We start from the raw sequence: 22,188 nt of genomic DNA, 5'->3' as shown, positions 1-22,188 counted from the left end.
CGGGCGCCTCTTTTCGTTGTGGCAACATGTTTCGCCGCGACGGCATGGCCTCGTGCCGGCGCCGTCTGCTAGGCTAGTCGCGCTTTCGTAAGCGCTTCCGACGACCATTCTTCTTCTGGCGGCATGTGATCCCTGGTATGGATCACCACTGCGCACAAGGAAATTCTTCATCATGCCCATCGTGACCCTGCCGGACGGCAGCCAGAGAACCTACGACGAACCGCTCACCGTGATGCAGGTGGCCGAGAGCATCGGCACCGGCCTGGCCAAGGCCTGCGTGGCCGGCCGCATCGACGGCGAGCTGGTGGACGCCGCGGACGTCATCGACCGTGACGCCGAGGTGGCCATCATCACCGCGCGCGACGAGGCCGGCCTGGAGATCATCCGCCACTCCTGCGCCCACCTGATCGGGCATGCGGTAAAGCAGCTCTATCCCGATGCCAAGATGGCGATCGGTCCGGTGATCGACGACGGCTTCTACTATGACGTCGACTTCGGCCGCTCGGCGACTCCCGAGGACCTCGAGGCCATCGAGCAGCGCATGAAGGCGCTGATCGACACCGGCTACGACGTGGTGCGCGAGTACGTCGACCGCGACAAGGCCATGCTGACCTTCCTGCATCGTGACGAGCCCTACAAGCAGGAGATCGTGCGCGAGATTCCCGATGGCGAGACCATTCGTCTCTACCATCACCAGGAATACACCGACATGTGCCGCGGCCCGCACGTGCCGAACACGCGTCACCTCAAGGCCTTCAAGCTCACCAAGCTGGCCGGTGCCTACTGGCGCGGTGACGCCGAGCGCCCGATGCTGACCCGCATCTACGGCACCGCCTGGGGCGACAAGAAGCAGCTCAAGGCTTACCTCAAGCGTCTCGAGGAAGCCGAGAAGCGCGATCATCGCAAGCTGGCCAAGAAGATGGATCTCTTCCACTTGCAGGAAGAGGCCCCGGGCATGGTCTTCTGGCACCCCAACGGCTGGACCATGTACCAGGCGCTGGAGCAGTACATGCGTCGGGTGCAGATCGAGCACGGCTATCAGGAGATCAAGACGCCCCAGGTGGTCGATCTCTCGCTGTGGAAGGCGTCCGGTCACTGGGGTCACTACAGCGACCTGATGTTCACCACCGAGTCGGAAAAGCGCGAATACGCGGTCAAGCCGATGAACTGCCCCTGCCATGTGCAGGTGTTCAACCAGGGCCTGAAGAGCTACCGCGATCTGCCGCTGCGCCTGGCCGAGTTCGGCAGCTGCCACCGCAATGAGCCCTCCGGCTCGCTGCACGGCCTGATGCGCGTGCGTGGCTTCACCCAGGACGATGCGCACATCTTCTGCACCGAGGGGCAGATCCAGTCCGAGGCCGAGGCCTTCATCGCGCTGACGCTGCAGGTCTACAAGGAGCTGGGCTTCGAGGACGTCGAGCTCAAGCTGTCCACCCGTCCGGATGACTTCATGGGCGAGGCCGAGCTGTGGGATCGCGCCGAGGCCGGTCTCGAGGCCGCGCTGAACAGCACTGGCCTGGACTGGGACCTGCAGCCCGGCGAGGGCGCCTTCTACGGGCCCAAGATCGAGTTCTCGCTGCGTGACTGCCTGAACCGCGTCTGGCAGTGCGGCACCCTGCAGCTCGACTTCAACCTGCCGGGCCGCCTGGGCGCCCAGTTCGTCGACGAGCACGGCGATCGCAAGACGCCGGTGATGCTGCACCGTGCTATCCTTGGGTCCTTCGAGCGCTTCCTCGGCATCCTCATCGAGCACTACGCCGGGGCCATGCCGCTGTGGCTCGCGCCGGAGCAGGCCGTGATCCTCAACATCACCGATTCGCAGCGGGATTTCGTCGAAAATCTCGAACGCCGCTTGCAGAAAATCGGCATGCGCGTCAAGGCGGACTTGAGGAACGAGAAGATCGGCTTTAAAATTCGCGAGCATACGTTGCAGAAGGTCCCCTATCTCCTGGTGGTGGGAGATAAGGAAGTCGAAGCCGATTCCATCGCGGTGCGCACCCGCACCGGCGAAGACCTCGGCACCATGACGGTGGAGACCTTCATCGACAAGGTGCTGGCCGAACGGTTATAACGACATCTTCCAAGACTAAAGTGGAGACGGAACCATCAAGCGAAGCAACCCCAGAGGGCGTCCGCAGGACAAGCGGCCCCCGATGAACGAGCGGATTACCGTAGATGAGGTTCGCCTGATCGACAGCGACGGCGAGCAGCTCGGCGTCATGCCGACTCGCGATGCCCTGGAGCGCGCGGAAGCCGCCGGTATGGACCTGGTCCAGATTTCCAATGCCGATCCGATCGTCTGCAAGATCATGGATTACGGCAAGTTCGTCTTTGAGCAGAAGAAGCAGAAGGCGGCACAGAAGAAGAAGCAGAAGCAGATTCAGGTCAAGGAAGTCAAGTTCCGGCCTGGCACCGACGAGGGCGACTATCAGGTCAAGATGAAGAACCTGACACGTTTCCTCGAAGGTGGCGACAAGGGCAAGGTCACGCTGCGCTTCCGCGGGCGCGAAATGGCCCATCAGGACCTCGGTCGTAAACTGATGGAACGGATCGCCGCCGATCTCGAAGATCTCGGCACCGTGGAGTCCTTCCCGAAGATGGAAGGGCGGCAGATGATCATGATCATTGCCCCCAAGAAGAAGTGATCCGACGGCCCGTCAAACGGATGGCCGGCGTATAGCCGGCCATTGGCCCCGGATTTTCTCAAAAACCTCGAGCGGAGTGTATTCTCATGCCGAAAATCAAGAGCAACAGCGGCGCTGCCAAGCGCTTCAAGAAGACGGCCAACGGCTTCAAGCACAAGCAGTCGTTCCGTAGCCACATCCTGACCAAGAAGTCCACCAAGCGTAAGCGTCAGCTGCGTGGTATGCAGCAGGTCCACGACGCCGACAAGCAGCTCGTGCAGCGCATGCTGCCGAACCTGTAATCCTTGGTAGACCATTTTTAAACGTCAGGAGTAAGCCATGACTCGCGTCAAGCGTGGTGTCGTCGCACGTCGTCGTCACAAGAAGATTCTCAGCCAGGCCAAGGGTTACTACGGTGCCCGTTCACGCGTCTTCCGCGTTGCCAAGCAGGCCGTCATCAAGGCCGGTCAGTACGCCTACCGTGACCGTCGCCAGCGCAAGCGTCAGTTCCGTGCCCTGTGGATCCAGCGTATCAACGCCGGTGCCCGTCAGCACGGTCTGTCCTACAGCCGCTTCGTCGGTGGCCTGAAGAAGGCCGGCATCGAGATCGACCGCAAGGTCCTGGCCGATCTGGCCGTCAACGAAAAGGCTGCCTTTGCCGCTATCGTCGAGAAGGCCAAGGCTGCCCAGTAAGTGATCTCGTGACGGCATGGTGGGCTTCTCGTGAGCGCGCCATGCCACGGATCGTCGCAGGGGAAGAGCAGCCGCTCTTCCCCTGTTTTTTTGGCATGTGACCCCCCTGATCAAGACATCGGAGCACAACGGATGGACCACCTTCCCACTCTGGTCGCCGAGGCCCGCGACGCCGTTCAGGCCGCCGAGAGCATGGCCGCCCTGGACGAGCTGCGAGTGCGCTACCTCGGCAAGAAGGGCGAGATCACCGCGCTGCTCAAGGGCCTCGGCAAGCTGCCCCCCGAGGAGCGCCCGGCGGCCGGCGAGCGCATCAACGAGGCCAAGCAGGCGCTGTCCCAGGAGATCGATGCTCGCCGCCAGGCCCTGGAGAAGGCCGCACTGGAAGCGCGTCTGGCCGCCGAGCGCCTCGACGTGACCCTGCCCGGCCGTGGCCAGCCCAGCGGCGGCCTGCACCCGGTGACTCGCACCCTGGAGCGCATCGAGGGACTGTTCACCCGCGTCGGCTTCGACGTGGCGGTCGGTCCGGAAATCGAGGACGACTACCACAACTTCGAGGCCCTCAACATTCCCGCCCATCACCCGGCGCGGGGCATGGCCGATACCTTCTATTTCGACGCCACCCGGCTGCTGCGTACCCACACCTCGCCGGTCCAGGTGCGCACCATGAAGGACCAGGAGCCGCCGATCCGCATCGTCTGCCCGGGCCGCGTCTATCGCAGCGACTCGGACCTGACCCACACGCCCATGTTCCACCAGGTGGAAGGGTTGCTGGTCGACGAGGACGTACGGTTCTCCGACCTCAAGGGCACCGTCGAGGACTTCCTGCACGCCTTCTTCGAGCGTGACGACCTCTCGGTCCGTTTCCGCCCGTCCTACTTCCCGTTCACCGAGCCCTCCGCCGAGGTCGACATCGAGTGCGTGATGTGCAGCGGCGACGGCTGCCGCGTGTGCTCGCACACCGGCTGGCTCGAGGTGATGGGCTGCGGCATGGTGCACCCCGAGGTGTTCCGCCACGCCGGCATCGACAGCGAGCGATACAAGGGCTTCGCCTTCGGCATGGGCGCCGAGCGCCTGGCCATGCTGCGCTACGGCGTCAACGACCTGCGGCTGTTCTTCGACAACGACCTGCGCTTCCTCAAGCAGTTCGCCTGATCGACCACCGACTACGCGGAAACAGGAACTGACATGAAATTTTCCGAACAGTGGCTGCGTGAATGGGTCTCCCCGGCGCTGGCGACCCAGGCACTGGCCGACCAGGTCACCATGGCCGGCCTCGAGGTCGATGCCATCGAGCCGGTGGCGGCCGAGTTCACCGACGTGGTGGTGGCCGAGGTCGTCGCCCGCGAACAGCATCCCGACGCCGACAAGCTCAACGTCTGCCAGGTCGAGGACGGCAGCGGCGAGCGCGTCCAGGTCGTCTGCGGCGCGCCCAACGTCGACGTCGGCCAGAAGGTGCCCTTCGCCCGGGTCGGCGCGGTGCTGCCCGGCGACTTCAAGATCAAGAAGGCCAAGCTGCGCGGCGTCGAGTCTCGCGGCATGATCTGCGCCTCCTCCGAGCTCGGTCTCGAGGAAGAGGCGTCGCCGGGCATCCTGGTGCTGCCGGTCGACGCGCCGGTGGGCGAGGGCGTGCGCGACTACCTGGGCCTGGACGACCACACCATCGAGGTCGACCTGACCCCGAACCGCGGCGACTGCCTGAGCGTCAAGGGCATGGCCCGCGAGGTCGGCGTGCTCAACCGCCTGCCGGTCGAAGGCCCGGCCATCGCGCCGGTGGCGGCGAGCCACGACGAGACCTTCCCGGTGCGCGTCGAGGACGCCGACGGCTGTCCGCGCTATCTGGGGCGGGTGATCAAGGGCGTCGACGTGACCGCCGAGACGCCGCTGTGGATGGTCGAGCGCCTGCGTCGCAGCGGCATTCGTACCATCGACCCGGTGGTCGACGTCACCAACTACGTGATGCTCGAGCTCGGCCAGCCGCTGCACGCCTTCGATCGCGCCAACCTCAGTGAAGCCGTGGTGGTGCGTCGCGCCCGTGAGGGCGAGCGGCTGGTGCTGCTCGACGGTCAGGAGATCACCCTGGGCGACGGCACCCTGGTGATCGCCGACGAGCGCGGCCCCCTGGCCATCGCCGGCGTGATGGGCGGTGAGCACTCCGGCGTCAGCGCCGAGACCCGCGACATCTTCCTCGAGGCGGCGCACTTCTCGCCGCTGGCGGTGGCCGGTCAGGCGCGCTCCTACGGTCTGCACACCGACGCCTCCCACCGCTTCGAGCGCGGCGTGGACCCGGCGCTGGCCCGCGAGGCCGCCGAGCGCGCCACCGCGCTGCTGCTGGAGATCGTCGGCGGCGAGCCCGGCCCGCTGGTCGAGGTGGTCGACGCCGAGCGCCTGCCCGGCGACCGTGAGGTGCTGCTGCGTCGCGAGCGTCTGGATCAGGCCCTGGACAAGGTACTCGACGGCGAAGAGGTCGGCGAGATCCTCGAGCGTCTCGGCCTCGCGGTCGAGAGCGTCGAGGCGGGCTGGCAGGCGCGCATTCCGAGCTGGCGCTTCGATCTGGCCATCGAGGAAGACCTGATCGAGGAAGTAGCGCGCATCCATGGCTACAACCGCCTGCCGGTGCGTCGTCCCCAGGCCCGCCTGGGCCTCGAGCCCGATCACGAGGCGCGCACGCCGCTGTCCCGCCTGCGCAACCAGATGGTCGCGCGCGGCTACTTCGAGGCGGTGACCTACAGCTTCGTGGCGCCGGAGCTGCAGTCCACGCTGCTGCCGGAATCGGTATCCCCGACGCTGGCCAACCCGATCTCCAGCGACCTGTCGGTGATGCGGGCGAGCCTGTTTCCGGGCCTGGTGCGTGCGCTGCAGCACAACCTCAATCGCCAGCAGACCCGGGTGCGGCTGTTCGAGACCGGCCTGGTGTTCCGCGGCGAGCTGGACGGCCTGCATCAGGTGCCGATGCTCGGTGCCCTGGTCTGCGGCGCCCGCGATCCGGAAGGCTGGAACGGCGGCAAGGACAAGGTCGACTTCTTCGACCTGAAGGGCGACCTGGAGACCCTGCTGGCCATGGGCGGCGAGCCCGAGGCCTGGCGCTTCGAGCCGGCCGAGCATCCGGCCCTGCATCCCGGCCAGTGCGCGCGGGTGCTGTACCGCGGCGAGGAGACCGGCTGGATCGGCACCCTGCATCCGGCGGTACGCGCCGAGCTGGGCCTGAAGGTCGATGCGGTGATGTTCGAGGTGCGTCTCGAGGCGCTGACCCAGGGCCAGGTGCCGGCCTTCGCGCCGCTGTCGCGCTATCCCGAGGTGCGTCGTGACCTGGCCTTCCTGGTCGACGCCGAGCGCCCGGTCCAGGCGCTGCTCGACACCGTCCACGCCCAGGCCGGCGAATGGCTGGTGGATGTGCGCCTGTTCGACGTCTATCAGGGCAAGGGCGTGGCCGAGGGTCGCAAGAGCGTCGCCCTGGGCTTGACCTGGCAGCATCCTTCGCGCACGCTAAATGACGAGGAAATCAACCACTTGGTCGATGCCATCGTCGAGGAGTCGCGGCTGCATCTGGGCGCCGAGCTTCGCGCATGAGGGATTCCGGGCTCGACCAGCAGCGAGAGGGAAGCGACATGGGGGCGTTGACCAAGGCCGAACTGGCCGAACATCTGCACGCCGACCTCGGTCTCTCCAAGCGTGAGGCCAAGTCCATGGTGGAAGCCTTCTTCGAGGAGATCCGCGCCTGCCTGCGTGAGAACGAGCAGGTCAAGCTGTCGGGCTTCGGGAACTTCGACCTCAGGGACAAGAGCGAGCGGCCGGGCCGTAACCCCAAGACGGGGGAGGAGATTCCGATCTCCGCCCGGCGTGTGGTGACCTTCCGGCCGGGCCAGAAGCTCAAGACGCAGGTCGAGGAGTACCATCCCGAGGAAGGCTGACCAGGCCTCCTTCATGCGATATGCCGACGCCACCCTCCGGGGTGGCGTCGGCTTTTTTGTGCCTGTCGAAGCTGCCGCTAGAGTGCGCCCCTCTCCAGCCACCAGGTGATCACCACCTTGAGCACATAGCCCAGCATGCCGGCGCCGAGAACCACGAACAGCATCAGGGTGCCGAAGCGCCCGGCCTTCGACTGCCTGGCCAGGTCCCAGATGATGAAGCACATGAACAGCATCAGGCCGCCGATCATCAGGGGGGTGATCCAGGCTTCGAAGGTGTGGGTCATGAGGGCTCCCGGAGATGAGGTGGGCGGGGTGGCCAGTATACGGTCTGGCGCCCTGGTCCGCAGTGGGGCGAGGGTGCGGTCATGCCGGCGGCCGTGTTAACATCCGATCAAATTTCTCAGGCAAATCCATGACATGCCCAAGCTCAAGATATTCGTCGGCACCATGTATGGCGGCGCCCTGGATGTGGCCGAGCAGGTTCAGCCGCTGTTCGAGGACGCCGGCTATGAGGTCGAGATCTTCGACCAGCCGACCCTGGCCGACCTGACCGACACGCCCACCGATCTGGCGCTGTTCTGCGTCTCCACCACCGGCAGCGGCGACGTGCCCGGCAATATGGTGCCCTTCGTGCGCGAGCTGGATGCCCGTAGCCCCGGGCTCACCGAGCTGCGCTACGGCATGATCGCCCTGGGCGACGGTTCCTACGTCGATTCTTTCTGCGGCGCCGGGCGCTCCCTCGACGAGCGGCTTCAGGGGCAGGGCGCCACGCGTCTGGGCGAGCGCCTCGAGATCGACGCCATGGAGACCTTCATGGCCGATGATGCCGCGATACCCTGGGTCGAGGAGTGGATCGCCACCCAGCAGCTGAAGGTGGCCTGATGGGCGCGACCTCGAGCCCCGAGCGGCTCAGTCTGCTGGTCGGGCTGGCGGTGATGATGGCGGCGACCCTGCCGCGCTATCTGATCGGTGGCTATCAGACGCGCCTGATCCTGCTGACGTTCGCGATCGTCGCGGTGCTTGGCGTGGCGCTGGCCCAGTGGCGGCTGCTGGCCGCCGAGGCCCGTCCCAGGCTGCCGGTACTGCTGCGCCGGCTGGTGGTCTTCCTGGCGGCGGGGCTGGTGGCGATGGCGGCCTGGCAGGGCCTCGTCGCCGGCTGGAGCGGCTGGGCGCTGCTGGCTTCCCACGGCACGACCCTGGGGCTGCTGCTGCATGCGATCGCTATCTGGCTCAAGCCCCTGCGCGACTGAGCGCCTGCCCATGCCAGACGAAGAAGCCCCGCCGGCGGATGCCGGCGGGGCTTTTCGTTGGCGGCTTCTCCGGCGCTCAGTTCAGCGTGTAGCAGGGCTCGTATTCGCCGGCCAGCTTCATGCGGCCCTGGGCGACGAAGGAGTTCAGCAGCTCGTCGAGTCGGGCCATGAGTTCGGGCTCGGCGTTGAGGCGGAAGGGGCCGTGGGCCTCGATCAGCCGGATGCCGCGTTCCTTGACGTTGCCGGCCACGATGCCGGAGAAGGCGCGGCGCAGGTTGGCGGCCAGTTCGTGCACCGGCTGTTCGCGATGCAGGGCGAGATTGGCCATGGTCTCGTGGGTCGGATCGAAGGGCGCCTGGAAGTCGCGGGCCACGGTCAGGCGCCAGTTGTAGTAGAAGGCGTCCTGGCGCCGGCGGCGATACTCGGTGACGCCGTCGATGCCCTTGCGCATGGTGCGTGCCACCTCGACCGGGTCGTCGATGATGATGTCGTAGAGCTCGCGCACGGAGTCGCCCAGGGTGTAGACCAGGAACTCTTCGATGCGCTTGAAGTAGTCGGCGGAATCGGCGGGACCGGTGAGAATCACCGGCAGCTGCATGTCGGCGTTGTCCGGGTGGAGCAGGATGCCGAGCAGGTAGAGGATCTCCTCGGCGGTGCCGACCCCGCCGGGGAACACGATGATGCCGTGGCCCAGGCGCACGAAGGCCTCCAGGCGCTTCTCGATGTCCGGCATCACCACCAGCTCGTTGACGATGGGGTTGGGCGCCTCGGCGGCGATGATGCCAGGCTCGGAGACGCCCAGGTAGCGGCCTTCGGCGCGGCGCTGCTTGGCGTGGGCCACGTTGGCACCCTTCATCGGCCCCTTCATGGCGCCGGGGCCGCAGCCGGTGCAGATATCCAGCTCGCGCAGCCCCAGCTGGTAGCCGACGTGCTTGGTGTAGTCGTATTCCTCGCGGGAGATCGAATGGCCGCCCCAGCACACCACCATGCTCGGGTCGCGGCTGGGGTGCAGGGTGCCGGCCTTGCGCAGGATATGAAAGACGGCGTTGGTGGTGCCTTCGCCGGTGGTCAGATCGAAGCGCTGGTGGGTCTGGATCTCGTTGTAGACGTAAACGATGTCGCGCAGCACCGAGGAGAGGTGCTCGCGGATGCCGCGGATCATCTTGCCGTCGACGAAGGCCTCTGCGGGGGCGTTCGTCAGCTTGAGGCGAACCCCGCGGTCCTGCTGGATGACCTCGATGTCGAAATCGGGATAGGTCTCCATCAGGGCCAGGCCATCGTCGGTCGGGTTGCCGGAATTCAGCACCGCCAGGGCGCAGCTGCGCAGCAGCTCATGGAGCCCGCTGCGGGAGGTGTCATGCAGCCGGTTGACCTCGTGCTGGGAGAGGATCTCGAGGCTGCCTTCCGGGGAGATGGTGCTGGAAATGGTATTGGCCATGCAGCGCGTCCGTGTCACTGGAAAGGGAGCGGCGGTGTCCGATCGTGCCTGGCCTTCGCTTGCCGGCGCGTCGGATCGCGCCTGGATGACGGCTCGCGGCCGTCTCCTTCGATGCTACCACGCCCCCGGCGAAGGCGCAGCGCTGCGCGCCTCGGGGGGAACTGGTAGAATCTTCAGGCCCGGTCCTTCTGGTCAAGATGCCTTCCGTCATGTTCAACGCCCTGTATTTCCGTACCTTCATCACGCTCGTCGAGACCGGCAGCTTCACCCGGACCGCCCAGCGCCTGGAGATGACCCAGCCCGGCGTCAGCCAGCACATCCGCAAGCTGGAGCGCTACCTCGACAAGTCGCTGCTCGACCGCCAGGGGCGTCGTTTCGTGCTGACAGAAGCCGGTCGGCGGGCCTATGACTACGCCCTCAAGCTGTTCGCCGAACACGAGCAGTTTCGCCACTCCCTGGACGACGAGAGCCTCGACAGCGGCGAGTGCCGCATCGCCTCGCCGGGCAGCGTGGGGCTGATGTTCTATCCCTTCATCCTCGGCCAGCAGCAGATGCATCCGGGGCTGACGGTGAGCTACAGCTTCGCCTTCAACCACGAGATCGTCACCGACGTGCAGGCCGGCCGGCATGACTTGGGCATCGTCACCGAGGCGGTGCGCCACCCCGAGATCGACTGCGAGGCCTGGCACCAGGAGCCGCTGTGCCTGGTGGTGCCGGCGGACTTCACCGGCACCGGCCTGGCCGACCTGATGGCGCTGGGCTTCATCGGCTATGCCGATGGCGTCAACCGCGCCGGCGGGGTGTTGCGCCAGAACTTCCCCGGCGAGTTTCGCTCGATGAGCCACTTCCCGCGCCAGGGCTTCACCAACGAGGCCAGCATGGTGCTCGACGCCGTGGCCCGGGGGCTGGGCTTCACCGTGGTCTCGCGGCTGGTGCTCGAGACCTCGCCCTGGCAGCGCCAGGTGCGCGAGCTGTCGTTGCCGAATCCGGTGCAGGAAACGCTCTACCTGGTCACCCGGCGCGGCATGCGCATGCCGCGGCGCTATACACGTCTGCTCGAGGCGTTCCGAGAGCATCGTCACCACGAACGCTATGGCCACGGCGAGCCCGGCCTTGCCGATCTCGGCGAGGTGCCGGGCGCCGGCGGCCCGCACGGCTGAGTCCCGGCGGCCCAGGTCGCTCACCGCACCATTCTGATCCCGAAACGACAGCGCCCCGCCGAATGGCGGGGCGCTTGCTTGCGTGGCGTCGGACGCGCGGGATCACTCCCGGTAGGCGTCGATGCTCGGGCAGGAGCAGATCAGCTGGCGGTCGCCGAGCACGTTGTCGACCCGGTTGACGGTCGGCCAGTACTTGGCCGCCTTCACCGCCTCGGAGGGGAAGGCGCCCAGCTCGCGCGAGTAGGGGCGCTCCCAGTCGGCGTCCATCAGGTCGGCCATGGTGTGCGGCGCGTTGACCAGCGGATTGTTGTCGGCAGGCCATTCGCCGGCCTCGACTCGGGCCACCTCCTCGCGGATCGCGATCATGGCGTCGCAGAAGCGGTCGAGCTCGTACAGCGACTCGGACTCCGTCGGCTCGATCATCAGCGTGCCGGGCACCGGGAAGGACATGGTCGGCGCATGGAAGCCGTAGTCCATCAGGCGCTTGGCGATGTCTTCCTCGCTGATGCCGGAGTCGGCCTTGAGCGGGCGGATGTCGATGATGCACTCGTGGGCCACGGTGTCGTTGGCGCCCTTGTAGAGCACCGGATAGTGCTCGCCCAGGCGGGCGGCGATGTAGTTGGCGCCTAGGATGGCGAGCTCGGTGGCCTCGCGCAGGCCGCGGGCGCCCATCATCTTGATGTAGGCCCAGGAGATGGGGAGGATCGAGGCGCTGCCGAAGGGCGCAGCCGCCACCGCGCCGCTGCCGGCCTCGACGCCGTCCAGCGGACGCACCACGTGGTTGGACACGTAGGGTGCCAGGTGCGACTTGACGCCGATCGGGCCCATGCCCGGGCCGCCACCACCGTGGGGAATGCAGAAGGTCTTGTGCAGGTTCAGGTGGCTGACGTCGCCGCCGAAGTCGCCGGGGCGGGCCAGACCGACCTGGGCGTTCATGTTGGCGCCGTCGATGTACACCTGGCCGCCGTGGCCGTGGACGATGTCGCAGGCCTCGCGCACGCCTTCCTCGAACACGCCATGGGTGGAGGGGTAGGTGAGCATGATCGCCGACAGCGACTCGGCGTGCTGTTCGGCCTTGTCACGCAGGTCGGCGAGATCGATGTTGCCGTCGTCGTCGCACTCCACTACCACGACCTTCATGTGCGCCATGGCCGCGGACGCCGGGTTGGTGCCGTGGGCGGAGCTCGGGATCAGACAGACGTCGCGGTGCCCCTGGCCTTCGGCCTGCTGGTAGCGGCGGATCGCCACCAGGCCGGCGTACTCACCCTGGGCGCCGGAGTTCGGCTGCATGGAGATGTGGTCGTAGCCGGTGATCTCCACCAGGAAGTCGGCCAGCTCGTCGATGATCTGCTGGTAGCCGGCCACCTGGTCCTTGGGCGCGAAGGGGTGGATACGCGCCAGTTCCGGCCAGGTGATGGGGATCATCTCGCTGGTGGCGTTGAGCTTCATGGTGCATGAGCCCAGCGGGATCATGGCATGGGCCAGCGACAGGTCCTTGTTCTCGAGGCGCTTGAGGTAGCGCAGCATCTCCGTCTCGCTGTGATAGCGCCGGAAGGTCGGATGCGTCAGGAACTCGGACTCGCGCTGGCTGCCCGCCGGGATGCCGCTCCTGCCGGCCTCGACGACCTCGGCATCGAGCACCGACACCGCCTGGCCGTGCTCGGCGTCGAGCAGCACGTCGAACAGCAAGTCCAGATCGTGGGCGGTGGTGGTCTCGTCGAGGCTGACGCCGATGTCGCCGTTGTCGAAGTAGCGCAGGTTGACGTCATGGGCCATGGCGCGGCCGTGGATCTTGCGCGCATCCACGCCTGTCAGGCGCAGGGTGTCGAACCAGCTGTCGTGGGCCAGGCTCACGCCGCCGCGGGTCAGGCCCTCGGCGAGGATGGTGGTCAGGCGATGCACGCGGCCGGCGATGGTGCGCAGGCCTTCGGCGCCGTGGTAGACGGCATAGAAACCGGCGATGTTGGCCAGCAGCGCCTGGGCGGTGCAGATGTTGGAGGTGGCCTTCTCGCGGCGGATATGCTGCTCGCGGGTCTGCATGGCCATGCGCAGCGCGGTCTCGCCGCGGCTGTCCTGCGAGACGCCGATGATGCGACCCGGGATCGAGCGCTTGAGCTTGTCGGTGGTGGCGAAGAAGGCGGCATGCGGGCCGCCGAAGCCCATCGGCACGCCGAAGCGCTGGGCGGAGCCGACCACCATGTCGGCGCCCATCGCGCCCGGTTCCTTGAGCAGCACCAGCGACAGGATGTCGGCGGCCACGCAGGTCATGATGCCCTTGCCCTTGGCGGCTTTGAGCAGCGGTGCCAGGTCGTGAACGCGGCCGCCGTCGCCCGGGTACTGCAGCAGAGCGCCGAAGACATCGTGCTCGGCGACTTCCGCGGCCGGGGCGACGATCAGCTCGAAGTCGAAGTAGTGGGCGCGGGTGCGCACCACGTCGAGGGTCTGCGGGAAGACGTCGTCGGCGACGAAGAAGGCGTTGGTCTTGGCCTTCTTGTTGGCGCGACGGCACAGCGCCATGGCTTCGGCGGCGGCGGTGGCCTCATCCAGCAGCGAGGCGTTGGCCAGGCTCATGCCGGTGAGGTCCATGACCATCTGCTGGAAGTTGAGCAGGCCTTCCAGGCGCCCCTGGGAGATCTCCGGCTGATACGGGGTATAGGCGGTGTACCAGCCGGGGTTCTCCAGCACGTTGCGCTGGATGACCGCCGGCAGGTGGGTGTCGTAGTACCCCTGCCCGATGTAGCTCCGGGCCACGCGGTTCTGGCGAGCCAGGCGATGAAGGTAGTCCAGGGCTTCGGCTTCGCTGCGCGGCGGGTCCAGGTCCAGCTCGCGGCCCAGGCGGATGCCGGCCGGCAGGGTGCGCTCGAGCAGGCTGGCCAGGCTGTCCATGCCCAGAGTGTCCAGCATGGTGGCCACGTCGGAGGCCTCCGGGCCGTTGTGGCGACGGAGGAAGGCGTCATGGTTGGCCAGTTCGGCCAGGCGGCGTTGTTCGAAAGCCATGGAATACCCTATTGCGGTCGCGCCCGATGCGGGCAGGAATAAAGGGAAGAGGGGAACGCGGGGCACGGCGCCAGGGGTGCCCTGGGCGGCCATGCCCCGCCGCCGGGACCGACGGGGTCGGATCAGTCCTCGGCGTCGGCCAGCGCCTGGTAAGCGTCGGCGTCGAGCAGGTCGTCGAGAGCGCTGGTTTCCTCGAGGCGCAGCTTCAGGATCCAGCCGTCTTCATAGGGCGATTCGTTCAGGGTCTCGGGCGCGTCCTCGAGTTCCTCGTTGACCGCGACGACCTCGCCGGACAGCGGGGCGTAGAGATCGGAGGCGGCCTTGACCGACTCGACCACGCCGAACTCGTCGCCCTTGGCCAGGGCGGCACCCACCTCGGGCAGCTCGACGAAGACCACGTCGCCGAGGGACTGCTGGGCGTGGTCGGTGATGCCGATGGTCACCGTGCCGTCGCCGTTGTCGAGGATCCACTCGTGGCTTTCGGCGTAGCGCAGGTTGGCGGGGATAGCACTCATGACGTTTTCCTATACGAAAAAGGTTTCTGGTGTGGGGGCATCCTAACGCCCCCGGCGGCGTTTGGCGAGCCCCGGACGCCATGGGGCATTGCGGGGGGGATGCGTGAACGCCCCTCCCAGCGTAGGCCGGGCCGGGGATTCCTGCTCGTTTGTCATGGCGTGAGCCTGCTCGGCGCCGTATGCCGAGTGTGCGGGCCGTAACGGAGCCGGGCTTGCTCCCCTGGTGGCAGGCGGCTAGAGTGGCGCCTGTTTCCGATAAGAAACAAGTTTCTCCGAGTGCGGCGGGTGTGGCCGCGCTGGCGCCGGTGCGTCCGGTGTCAGATGCGATCTCGGCTATGCTTCATGCTGTGAGCTGGCGAAATTGCCGTATTTTCCTATAGGAGACTAGAGCACCAACGGAATGATCCGCTATGGTACGCGAGTTCGTATCATCGTTGGTATCACTCGCCCGCAAGACATTGCACGTTGGTGCATAACAACAAGCTTTAGGGAGACAAGACGTGGAAACCTTGACCAATTTTCTATCGGCCATCGAAGGGGTCGTGTGGGGCCCCTTGATGCTGGTGCTGCTGCTGGGGGTCGGCCTCTATCTGCAGGCCGGCCTGAAGGCGATGCCCATCCGCAAGCTGGGCACGGGCTTCAAGCTGCTGTGGAAAGGGCGCAGCACCGAGAAGGGTGAAGAGGGCGAAGGCGAGGTCTCGCCGTTCAATGCGCTGATGACCTCACTGTCCGCGACCATCGGCACCGGTAACATCGCCGGTGTGGCGACCGCCATCTTCCTCGGCGGTCCCGGCGCGGTGTTCTGGATGTGGATCACCGCCCTGGTGGGCATGGCCACCAAGTTCTCCGAGGCGGTGCTGGCCGTGCGCTATCGCCAGGTCGACGAGGCCGGCGATCACGTCGGCGGTCCGATGTACTACATCCGCAACGGCCTGGGTCAGAAGTGGGCCTGGATGGGCGGCGCCTTCGCGCTGTTCGGCGCCGTGGCAGCCTTCGGCATCGGCAACACCGTGCAGTCCAACTCGGTGGCCGACGGCCTGGGCGAATCCCTCGGCCTGCCGCACTGGATCACCGGCCTGGTGATCATGGTGCTGGCCGGCGCGGTCATCCTCGGCGGCATCAAGCGCATCGCCAAGGTGGCGGGCAAGCTGGTGCCGATCATGGCCGTGGCCTACATCGTCTGCGGGCTGCTGGTGCTGATCATCAACGCCGACCAGATCGGCCACGCCCTGGGCCTGATCTTCGGCCATGCCTTCACGCCGATCTCCGCGGCGGGCGGCTTCGCCGGTGCGGCCGTGGCCAAGGCGATCCAGTTCGGCGTCGCCCGCGGCGTGTTCTCCAACGAGGCCGGCCTCGGCAGCGCGCCGATCGCCCACGCCGCGGCGCAGACCAAGAACCCGGTCCGCCAGGGTCTGATCGCCATGCTCGGCACCTTCATCGACACCATCGTGGTGTGCTCGATCACCGCGCTGGCGATCCTCACCACCGCCTGGACCTCCGGCGAGACCGGCGCGGCCCTGACCACGCTGTCGTTCAACGAGGCGCTGCCGGGCATCGGCCAGTACGTGGTGTCCTTCGCCCTGGCGGTGTTTGCCTTCACCACCATCCTCGGCTGGGCCTTCTACGGTGAGAAGTGCTTCGAGTACCTGTTCGGCGTGGGCGCCATCAAGTACTACCGGGTGATCTACATCCTGGCCATCTTTGTCGGCTCGGTGCTGCCGCTCGGCTTCGTGTGGCTGCTGGCCAGCGTGTTCAACGCCATGATGGCGATCCCGAACCTGATTGCCCTGGCGCTGCTGTCGCCGGTGGTGTTCAAGCTGACCCGCGACTACTTCGACGGCAAGGAAGTGCTGCCGGGCGAAGACCTCAACAAGTAAACAACATGCGGCGCGGGACCGTTCTCCGGCCCGCGCCCTCGCTTTCATGGGAGTGATACGACCGCGATGAACGAACAACGCCAGACGCCGCTTCACGATCTCCATCTCGAACTCGGTGCCAAGATGGTGCCCTTCGCCGGCTACAGCATGCCGGTGCAGTACGCGCTGGGCGTCAAGAAGGAGCACGAGCATACCCGTCAGGCCTGCGGCCTGTTCGATGTCTCGCACATGGGGCAGGTGCTGGTACGTGGCCCCGAGCCGGCCCAGGCGCTGGAGACCCTGGTCCCCGCCGACCTGGTCGGCCTGGCCGAGGGGCAGCAGCGCTATGGGCTGTTCACCTCCGAGGAGGGGGGCATCCTCGACGACCTGATGATCGTCAATGGCGGCGATCACCTCTATCTGGTCGTCAATGCGGCCTGCAAGGAACAGGACATCGCTCACCTGCGTCGTGGCCTGGCCGGTCACGAGGTCGAGGTGCTGGATCGTGGCCTGCTGGCGCTGCAGGGGCCGAAGGCGGCCGACGTCATGGCGCGCCTGTGTCCCGAGGCCTGCGAGATGGTGTTCATGCAACACGGCCGCTTCACCCTCGACGGCATCGAGACCTGGGTCAGCCGCAGCGGCTACACCGGGGAGGACGGCTTCGAGATCTCGGTGGCCGCCGAGGACACCGAGGCCCTGGCGCGTCGCCTGCTGGCCGAGGAGGAGGTCGAGCCGATCGGGTTGGGGGCGCGCGATTCGCTGCGCCTCGAGGCCGGGCTGTGTCTCTACGGCCACGATATCGACACCGCGACCACCCCGGTGGAGGGCGGCCTGATCTGGGCCATCGGCAAGCCGCGCCGCCGCGGCGGCGAGCGGGCCGGCGGCTTCCCCGGCGCTGATCTGATCCTGCATCAGGTGGCCGAGAAGGATCATCGCCGCAAGCGTGTGGGCCTGCTCGGCGAGGGGCGTGCTCCGGTGCGCGAGGGCGCCGAGCTGTTCGACGACCAGGGCAATGCCGTGGGCGTGGTGACCTCCGGCGGCTTCGGCCCCAGCGTCGGCAAGCCGGTGGCGATGGGCTACGTGACCATCGACCGGGCCGAGGCCGGCACCACGGTCTTCGCCGAGGTGCGCGGCAAGCGCCTGCCGATGGTGGTCAGCAAGATGCCCTTCGTTACCCCGGGCTACCATCGAGGCTGATGTTATACCGTTATCTCAGCCTCCTGGACTGAGTGCATCGACGAAGCCGTGTTTCGCAGGTGCGTCGAGTCAGAGACGGCCATCCCGAAGGGGTGGCCGTTTTTTGTGCGCGTCGTGCGGATGGTGTGTGGAGAATGGGCCAGGGCTGAGCGGCCAAGGAGAGGGAGCGTCAGTCGTCCCGCACCCAGCGAAACGTCAGGCTGATCCGCAGGCCGTGAGCGCGCCTCGGCAGCAGGGCATGCTCCAGGTCGGCCTGTGTGCCGGGTCCCATCAGCAGCAGGCTGTCGTGGGGCTGGTCGACGTTGAAGGCCGGGGCGCGGCGATCCTTCCAGCGAAAACGCAGCGCGCGGTCGGCGCCGAGGCTGACGGCGGCGATCAGCGGCGCCTCGCCGAGCTCCGGCTCGTCGTCGCTGTGCCAGCCCATGCGCTCGTCGCCGTCGGCATAGCGGTTGAGCAGCACGCTGTTGAAATGGGTCTCGATGCCGGTGCGAGCCAGTCGCGCCACGGCGGCGTCACGAATCGCCAGCGCGACGGGATGCCAGGGCGTCGGCGCGAAGTGCTGGCCCGAGTAGCGGTAGTCGGCGTCGCCCATCCACACCTGGCGGCGGGGAATCGGGTGATCGCGGCCGTAGAGGTGCAGCGTCGGGCGCTGCCAGTCCAGTTCGGCGTCGAGCCGGGCCAGCGCCGCGTCGGCGGCATCGCTGCCCAGCAGACGGGCGAAGCGATGCAGCGGTGGACGCTCGAGCAGCCGCTCGCCGTCATCGGCGGAGGGAGAAAACAGATCCATCCCCTTAGGGTGCCAGCCCAGGTGTCAGGAAACCATTGCCAGTAGATCTGGCAATTGAGGGGGCAGACTGCTCTAAGCAGATTGAGGGGTCTGACCCCTAAGAGAAGTTCATATCCGGAGGGTGCAGCCCGGTAGTCAGGCAATCAGCGCCAGGCTTGCCAGCGCCATGGCATAGCCGATGGCGGCGCCGGCGATGACATCGCTGATGTAGTGCAGGCCGAGGCCGACCCGGGAGATCGCGATCAGGGCGGCGACCGGGATCAGCGCCGGCAGCAGCCAGGGCGAGTGCGCCGCGACCAGGGTGCAGAACATCACCGCGTGCATGGTATGGCCGCTGGGAAAGCTGTAGCGATCCCGGGCCGGCTCCTGGCAGGCGATGCTCGAGAAGGTGATGAAGGGGCGCTCGCGGCACAGCCGCGTCTTCACCAGCCGGTAGAAGGCGATCGCCACCAGCGCGGTCAGGGTGTAGTGGAAGGTCAGTCGCCAGCCCTCGTCGCGGCCGTGCAGCCAGGGTTGGCCGGCGATCAGCGCCACCCAGATCGGCCAGTCGCCGGCCTTGCTGGCCAGGCGCAGCGACCACAGCCAGGGGCGGTGGATGCTGAACCCGGCCAGGCGCTGGCAGAGGTGCCATTCGAGCGTATCCAGGCGGTCAAACACGGCAGGGGCGCGAGGTTTCATCGGACATCTCCCGGGCGTGGGTCAGGGCGGCGAGAAAGTCATCGGTGATGGCGGGCCAGCGGTAGCCAAGGGCGCGCTGGCGGGCGGCGCGGCCGAGGCGGCCGTAGCGGGCCGGCTGCTGGCACAGCGCCACCGCGGCGTCGCGGAAGCCGGCCTCGTCGCCGACCGCCAGATGCACGCCGTTGACGTCGTCCTCGATCAGCTCCGCGCCGGCGGCGTGGCGGAAGGCGACGGTCGCCAGGCCGCTGGCCATGGCCTCGAGCAGCACGTTGCCCCAGGTCTCGGAGATCGACGGGAAGACGAACAGGTCGGCGCTGGCGTAGTAGCGGATCAGGTCGTCCGGCGAGACGAAGCCGGCGAAGTGGGCCTGGGGCAGGGCGCGCTCGAGGTTGGCGCGGCCGGGGCCGTCGCCGACCACCACCAGCGTGAGGCCGGGATGGGCGTCGAGCATGGCGGCGAAGGTGTCGCGCAGCAGGTCGAGGTTCTTCTCCGGCGCCAGTCGGCCCACGTACAGCGCCACCGGGCGGTGCTCGTCGGCGCCCCATTGCTCGCGCAGGGCCGGGTCGCGATGGGCCGGGGAGAAGCGTTCGCCGTCGATGCCGCGCGCCATCACCTTGACCCGCTCGAAGCCGCGCTGGCCGAGGTCGCGGGCCTGGGCGTGGGTCGGCACCAGAGTGGCGCCGCAGCGGTTGTGGAAGCGGCGCAGGCGCTGGGTGACCAGCGGGCGCAGCCAGTCGACGCCGTAGTCCCGGCAGTAGTGATCGAAGTTGGTGTGCCAGCCGCTGACCACGGGAATGCCCAGCTTCTCGGCGGCGGTCAGCGCCGACCAGCCGAGCGGGCCCTCGGTGGCCACGTAGACGACGTCGGGGCGCTCGGCCTGCCACAGCCGACGGATGCGGCCGCCGGAGGGAAAGCCGAGGCGCACCTCGCGATAGCCCGGCACGGAGGCGCCGCGCACCTGGAGTTCGCTGTCCATGCCCTCGGCGCGATGCTCGCCGTTGGCGGGGCGCGGACGCACCAGCTGCAACGAGAAGCCGCGTTCCCGCAGCTGGCCGCTGAGCTGGGCCAGGGTGTGGGCCACGCCGTTGATGTCCGGCGTCCAGGTTTCGCTGACCAGGCAGATGCGCATGTCCATCCTCGTGACGTCGGTGGCCGGAGTGGCCCCGTTGACGATTCAGGATGGCCGGGCGGGGTGACAGCACCGCGACATCGTCATGACGCCGCGATGACAGTCGTCGCGGCTTTCGACCAAGTCAACGCAGCACGGTGCGGGGGTCGATGGGCTTGCCGCCGTGACGCATGTCGAACAGCAGGTCATAGCGCCCGGTGGAGGCATGTCGGCTCACGGTGCACAGCGGCGTGCCCTGGCTGACCCGGGTGCCGCTGTCCACCAGCAGGCTGTCGCACATGGCGTAGACGCTCTGCAGGTTGTCCGCATGGTGCACGATCACCACCCGGCCGAGCTGACGCATGCTGTCGGCGAAGCGGACCTCGCCGTCGGCCACGGACTTGGCGCGGGCGCCCTGGTCGGTGGCCAGCAGCATGGGTTGCAGGGTGCCGCGGCTGTCCTGGCCGAAGGCGCGGGCGACCCGATAGTCGTCCAGCGGCCAGGGCCAGTCGCGGGCATCGCTCGGCACCGGGCCGGGATCGGGCGCCGGCCGGGGGCTCGGTGACGACGAGCGTGACGGGGCGCTGGACGTGCTGCGGCGGCTCGAGGCGGTCCGGGTGCCGTGCAGCGGCACCGAGACCAGCTGGCCGACCTTGAGGTCGGTGGGGCTGACGCCAGTGTTGGCCGCGGCGATGCTGACCGGCGAGGTGCCGAAGCGCCGGGCGATGGCGCTGTAGGTGTCCCCGGGGCGGATCTGGTAGCGATAGGGGCCGCCGGATGGGGCGCGCTCGTTCTGGCTGGGCACCAGGATACGCTGCCCCACGGCCAGGCCGCGCGGATTCACGCCGGGATTGAAGCGTCTCAGCCGCACCAGTGGCACGTCGGCGCGTCGTGCGATCGCGCCCAGGGTGTCGCCTCGCTGGATGGTTACCCAGTTGCCGGCGGGCGAGCCGCCGCGCATCACTCCCGAGGGGCCGGCGCAGCCGGTCAGCAGGGCGATCAGCAGCAGCGTGAGAAACGTCAGGGCGTATCGAGGGCGGCGTCCTTGGCCTGCCACTGGGCGTTGAGCCATGTGTGGAAGCGTTCCTTGTAGGCGGGATCCTGGTGATAGTCGCCCTGAGTCATCCACTCGGGCACGGTCAGGCGGCGGGCAGTCAGGTGGATCGTGCCCTCGCGGCCGCAGAGGAAATCCCAGAAGCGGGGTTCGGGGCGCGAATAGCGAAGCGTCACGTCGAGAATGCCGCCCAGCCGGTCGCCGAGCAGGCCCAGCACCTGGGCGATGCCGCCGGCGCGCGGCGGCAGCAGGTGCCGGTAGGGGCTGTGGCGGGCGGCGTGCTTGGCCGGCGTGAAGCGGGTGCCTTCGACGAAGTTGTAGATGGCGATCGGGCGCTCCCGGGCATGGGCGCACATGCGTTCGGTGGCTTCTCGGTCGCGGCGGGCCAGGTGCGGATGGCGTTCGCGCTGCTCGCGGGTCAGCCGGCGCAGCATCGGGAACTCCAGTGCCCAGAAGGCCAGCCCGACCACCGGGATCCAGATCAGCTGGCGCTTGACGAAGAAGTGCGGCATCGGCAGCCGACGGTGCAGGGCCAGGAACAGCGCGAAGATATCGGTCCAGCTGCGGTGATTGGCCAATACCAGCCACCATTCGTCGCGGCTCAGCCCCTCCGGCAGGTCGACGCGCAAGTCGGGGCGAATCCAGTGGCGGATCCACCACAGGTTGACGTCGACCCAGCCCAGGGCCACGCCGTTCAGCCAGCGCAGCACCCGGCGCCGCAGCGGGCGGCCCGGGGTGATCAGCTTGAGCAGGGTGAGCGCGATCAGCGGCACCGCCCAGCACAGGGTGTTGAGGGTCAGCAGCAGCAGGCTGACGATCCCCCTGAGGGTCGACATGCCGTCGGTCTCCTTGAAGAAAGCTATAGGGGTCAATGCTAATGGATCGTGGCGGGGGTGCCCAGCGGTGAGGGCAACATCATGCTC

The 22,188-nt window shown here is 67.5% G+C and carries 21 protein-coding genes; 12 read left to right on the top strand and 9 right to left on the bottom strand.

The window, feature by feature from the left end:
• The first annotated feature begins 172 nt into the window (after positions 1 to 172).
• The 7 genes from thrS (at position 173) to UN84_RS08260 (ending at position 7,225) form a co-directional block, all read left to right on the top strand.
• Complete coding sequence (thrS, locus tag UN84_RS08290) at positions 173 to 2,071, top strand: threonine--tRNA ligase (RefSeq protein ID WP_046078744.1); 1,899 nt, start codon at positions 173 to 175, stop codon at positions 2,069 to 2,071.
• A 34-nt stretch (positions 2,072 to 2,105) separates the two neighbouring features.
• A complete protein-coding gene (gene infC / locus UN84_RS08285; RefSeq protein WP_081945830.1) occupies positions 2,106 to 2,645 on the top strand; it encodes a translation initiation factor IF-3 in 540 nt (179 codons plus the stop codon).
• Between the two features lie 86 nt (positions 2,646 to 2,731).
• A complete protein-coding gene (gene rpmI, locus UN84_RS08280) occupies positions 2,732 to 2,926 on the top strand; it encodes a 50S ribosomal protein L35 (RefSeq protein ID WP_035595839.1) in 195 nt (64 codons plus the stop codon).
• A 37-nt stretch (positions 2,927 to 2,963) separates the two neighbouring features.
• On the top strand, positions 2,964 to 3,317 hold the full coding sequence (gene rplT, locus UN84_RS08275) for a 50S ribosomal protein L20 (RefSeq protein WP_016854830.1): 354 nt from the start codon (positions 2,964 to 2,966) through the stop codon (positions 3,315 to 3,317).
• Between the two features lie 132 nt (positions 3,318 to 3,449).
• Positions 3,450 to 4,469, top strand: a complete 1,020-nt coding sequence (gene pheS / locus UN84_RS08270) for a phenylalanine--tRNA ligase subunit alpha (protein ID WP_035595842.1) — start codon at positions 3,450 to 3,452, stop codon at positions 4,467 to 4,469.
• Between the two features lie 33 nt (positions 4,470 to 4,502).
• On the top strand, positions 4,503 to 6,884 hold the full coding sequence (gene pheT, locus UN84_RS08265; RefSeq protein ID WP_046078743.1) for a phenylalanine--tRNA ligase subunit beta: 2,382 nt from the start codon (positions 4,503 to 4,505) through the stop codon (positions 6,882 to 6,884).
• Positions 6,885 to 6,922: 38 nt separating this feature from the next.
• Positions 6,923 to 7,225 carry an integration host factor subunit alpha gene (locus tag UN84_RS08260; RefSeq protein WP_016854833.1) on the top strand — a complete coding sequence of 101 codons (303 nt, stop codon included), beginning with the start codon at positions 6,923 to 6,925 and terminating at the stop codon, positions 7,223 to 7,225.
• 77 nt (positions 7,226 to 7,302) lie between these two features.
• Here UN84_RS08260 and UN84_RS08255 read toward each other — a convergent pair whose 3' ends face one another.
• Positions 7,303 to 7,509 carry a DUF2788 domain-containing protein gene (locus tag UN84_RS08255; RefSeq protein WP_016854834.1) on the bottom strand — a complete coding sequence of 69 codons (207 nt, stop codon included), beginning with the start codon at positions 7,507 to 7,509 and terminating at the stop codon, positions 7,303 to 7,305.
• 133 nt (positions 7,510 to 7,642) lie between these two features.
• Here UN84_RS08255 and UN84_RS08250 point away from each other — a divergent pair, with 133 nt between their 5' ends.
• Both UN84_RS08250 and UN84_RS08245 read left to right on the top strand, forming a co-directional pair.
• Positions 7,643 to 8,107, top strand: a complete 465-nt coding sequence (locus UN84_RS08250) for a flavodoxin domain-containing protein (RefSeq protein WP_035595849.1) — start codon at positions 7,643 to 7,645, stop codon at positions 8,105 to 8,107.
• Entirely contained in the window at positions 8,107 to 8,475 is a 369-nt protein-coding gene (locus UN84_RS08245) for a hypothetical protein (RefSeq protein ID WP_046078742.1), read from the top strand. The genes UN84_RS08250 and UN84_RS08245 overlap by 1 nt, the downstream gene beginning before the upstream one ends.
• A 76-nt stretch (positions 8,476 to 8,551) precedes the next feature.
• On the opposite strand, the gene ppnN is transcribed toward UN84_RS08245, so the two are convergent.
• Entirely contained in the window at positions 8,552 to 9,913 is a 1,362-nt protein-coding gene (gene ppnN, locus UN84_RS08240; RefSeq protein ID WP_272899153.1) for a nucleotide 5'-monophosphate nucleosidase PpnN, read from the bottom strand.
• Positions 9,914 to 10,122: 209 nt separating this feature from the next.
• Between ppnN and UN84_RS08235 the strand changes: the two genes are divergently transcribed.
• Positions 10,123 to 11,073 carry a LysR family transcriptional regulator gene (locus UN84_RS08235; protein WP_035595855.1) on the top strand — a complete coding sequence of 317 codons (951 nt, stop codon included), beginning with the start codon at positions 10,123 to 10,125 and terminating at the stop codon, positions 11,071 to 11,073.
• Positions 11,074 to 11,175: 102 nt separating this feature from the next.
• Here the strand turns inward: UN84_RS08235 and gcvP are convergent, their stop codons facing one another.
• Both gcvP and gcvH read right to left on the bottom strand, forming a co-directional pair.
• Complete coding sequence (gcvP, locus tag UN84_RS08230) at positions 11,176 to 14,070, bottom strand: aminomethyl-transferring glycine dehydrogenase (protein WP_046078741.1); 2,895 nt, start codon at positions 14,068 to 14,070, stop codon at positions 11,176 to 11,178.
• A 122-nt stretch (positions 14,071 to 14,192) separates the two neighbouring features.
• Positions 14,193 to 14,585: a glycine cleavage system protein GcvH gene (gene gcvH, locus UN84_RS08225; protein ID WP_016854840.1), complete on the bottom strand. Its 393-nt coding sequence runs from the start codon at positions 14,583 to 14,585 to the stop codon at positions 14,193 to 14,195.
• Positions 14,586 to 15,085: 500 nt separating this feature from the next.
• Here gcvH and UN84_RS08220 point away from each other — a divergent pair, with 500 nt between their 5' ends.
• Positions 15,086 to 16,462, top strand: a complete 1,377-nt coding sequence (locus UN84_RS08220) for an alanine/glycine:cation symporter family protein (protein WP_046078740.1) — start codon at positions 15,086 to 15,088, stop codon at positions 16,460 to 16,462.
• 66 nt (positions 16,463 to 16,528) lie between these two features.
• Positions 16,529 to 17,638, top strand: coding sequence for a glycine cleavage system aminomethyltransferase GcvT (gcvT, locus tag UN84_RS08215; protein WP_035595863.1), 1,110 nt, complete (start codon positions 16,529 to 16,531; stop codon positions 17,636 to 17,638).
• Positions 17,639 to 17,807: 169 nt separating this feature from the next.
• Here gcvT and UN84_RS08210 read toward each other — a convergent pair whose 3' ends face one another.
• From UN84_RS08210 to UN84_RS08190, 5 genes are all read right to left on the bottom strand, one after another.
• Positions 17,808 to 18,425, bottom strand: a complete 618-nt coding sequence (locus tag UN84_RS08210) for an alpha-ketoglutarate-dependent dioxygenase AlkB family protein (protein ID WP_046078739.1) — start codon at positions 18,423 to 18,425, stop codon at positions 17,808 to 17,810.
• A gap of 135 nt (positions 18,426 to 18,560) precedes the next feature.
• On the bottom strand, positions 18,561 to 19,103 hold the full coding sequence (locus UN84_RS08205; RefSeq protein WP_046078738.1) for a phosphatase PAP2 family protein: 543 nt from the start codon (positions 19,101 to 19,103) through the stop codon (positions 18,561 to 18,563).
• A complete protein-coding gene (locus UN84_RS08200; protein WP_046078737.1) occupies positions 19,075 to 20,232 on the bottom strand; it encodes a glycosyltransferase family 4 protein in 1,158 nt (385 codons plus the stop codon). The genes UN84_RS08205 and UN84_RS08200 overlap by 29 nt, the downstream gene beginning before the upstream one ends.
• Positions 20,233 to 20,356: 124 nt before the next feature.
• A complete protein-coding gene (locus UN84_RS08195; protein WP_237022385.1) occupies positions 20,357 to 21,283 on the bottom strand; it encodes a LysM peptidoglycan-binding domain-containing protein in 927 nt (308 codons plus the stop codon).
• On the bottom strand, positions 21,232 to 22,101 hold the full coding sequence (locus UN84_RS08190) for an acetyltransferase (protein ID WP_035595871.1): 870 nt from the start codon (positions 22,099 to 22,101) through the stop codon (positions 21,232 to 21,234). The genes UN84_RS08195 and UN84_RS08190 overlap by 52 nt, the downstream gene beginning before the upstream one ends.
• Positions 22,102 to 22,188 lie beyond the last annotated feature (87 nt).

The sequence above is a fragment of the Halomonas sp. HG01 genome, from assembly GCF_000968715.2.
GTDB lineage: Bacteria > Pseudomonadota > Gammaproteobacteria > Pseudomonadales > Halomonadaceae > Halomonas > Halomonas halophila.
The sequence above is the reverse complement of the archived record's forward strand: the minus strand, read 5'-3'. Positions and strand labels throughout refer to the sequence as shown.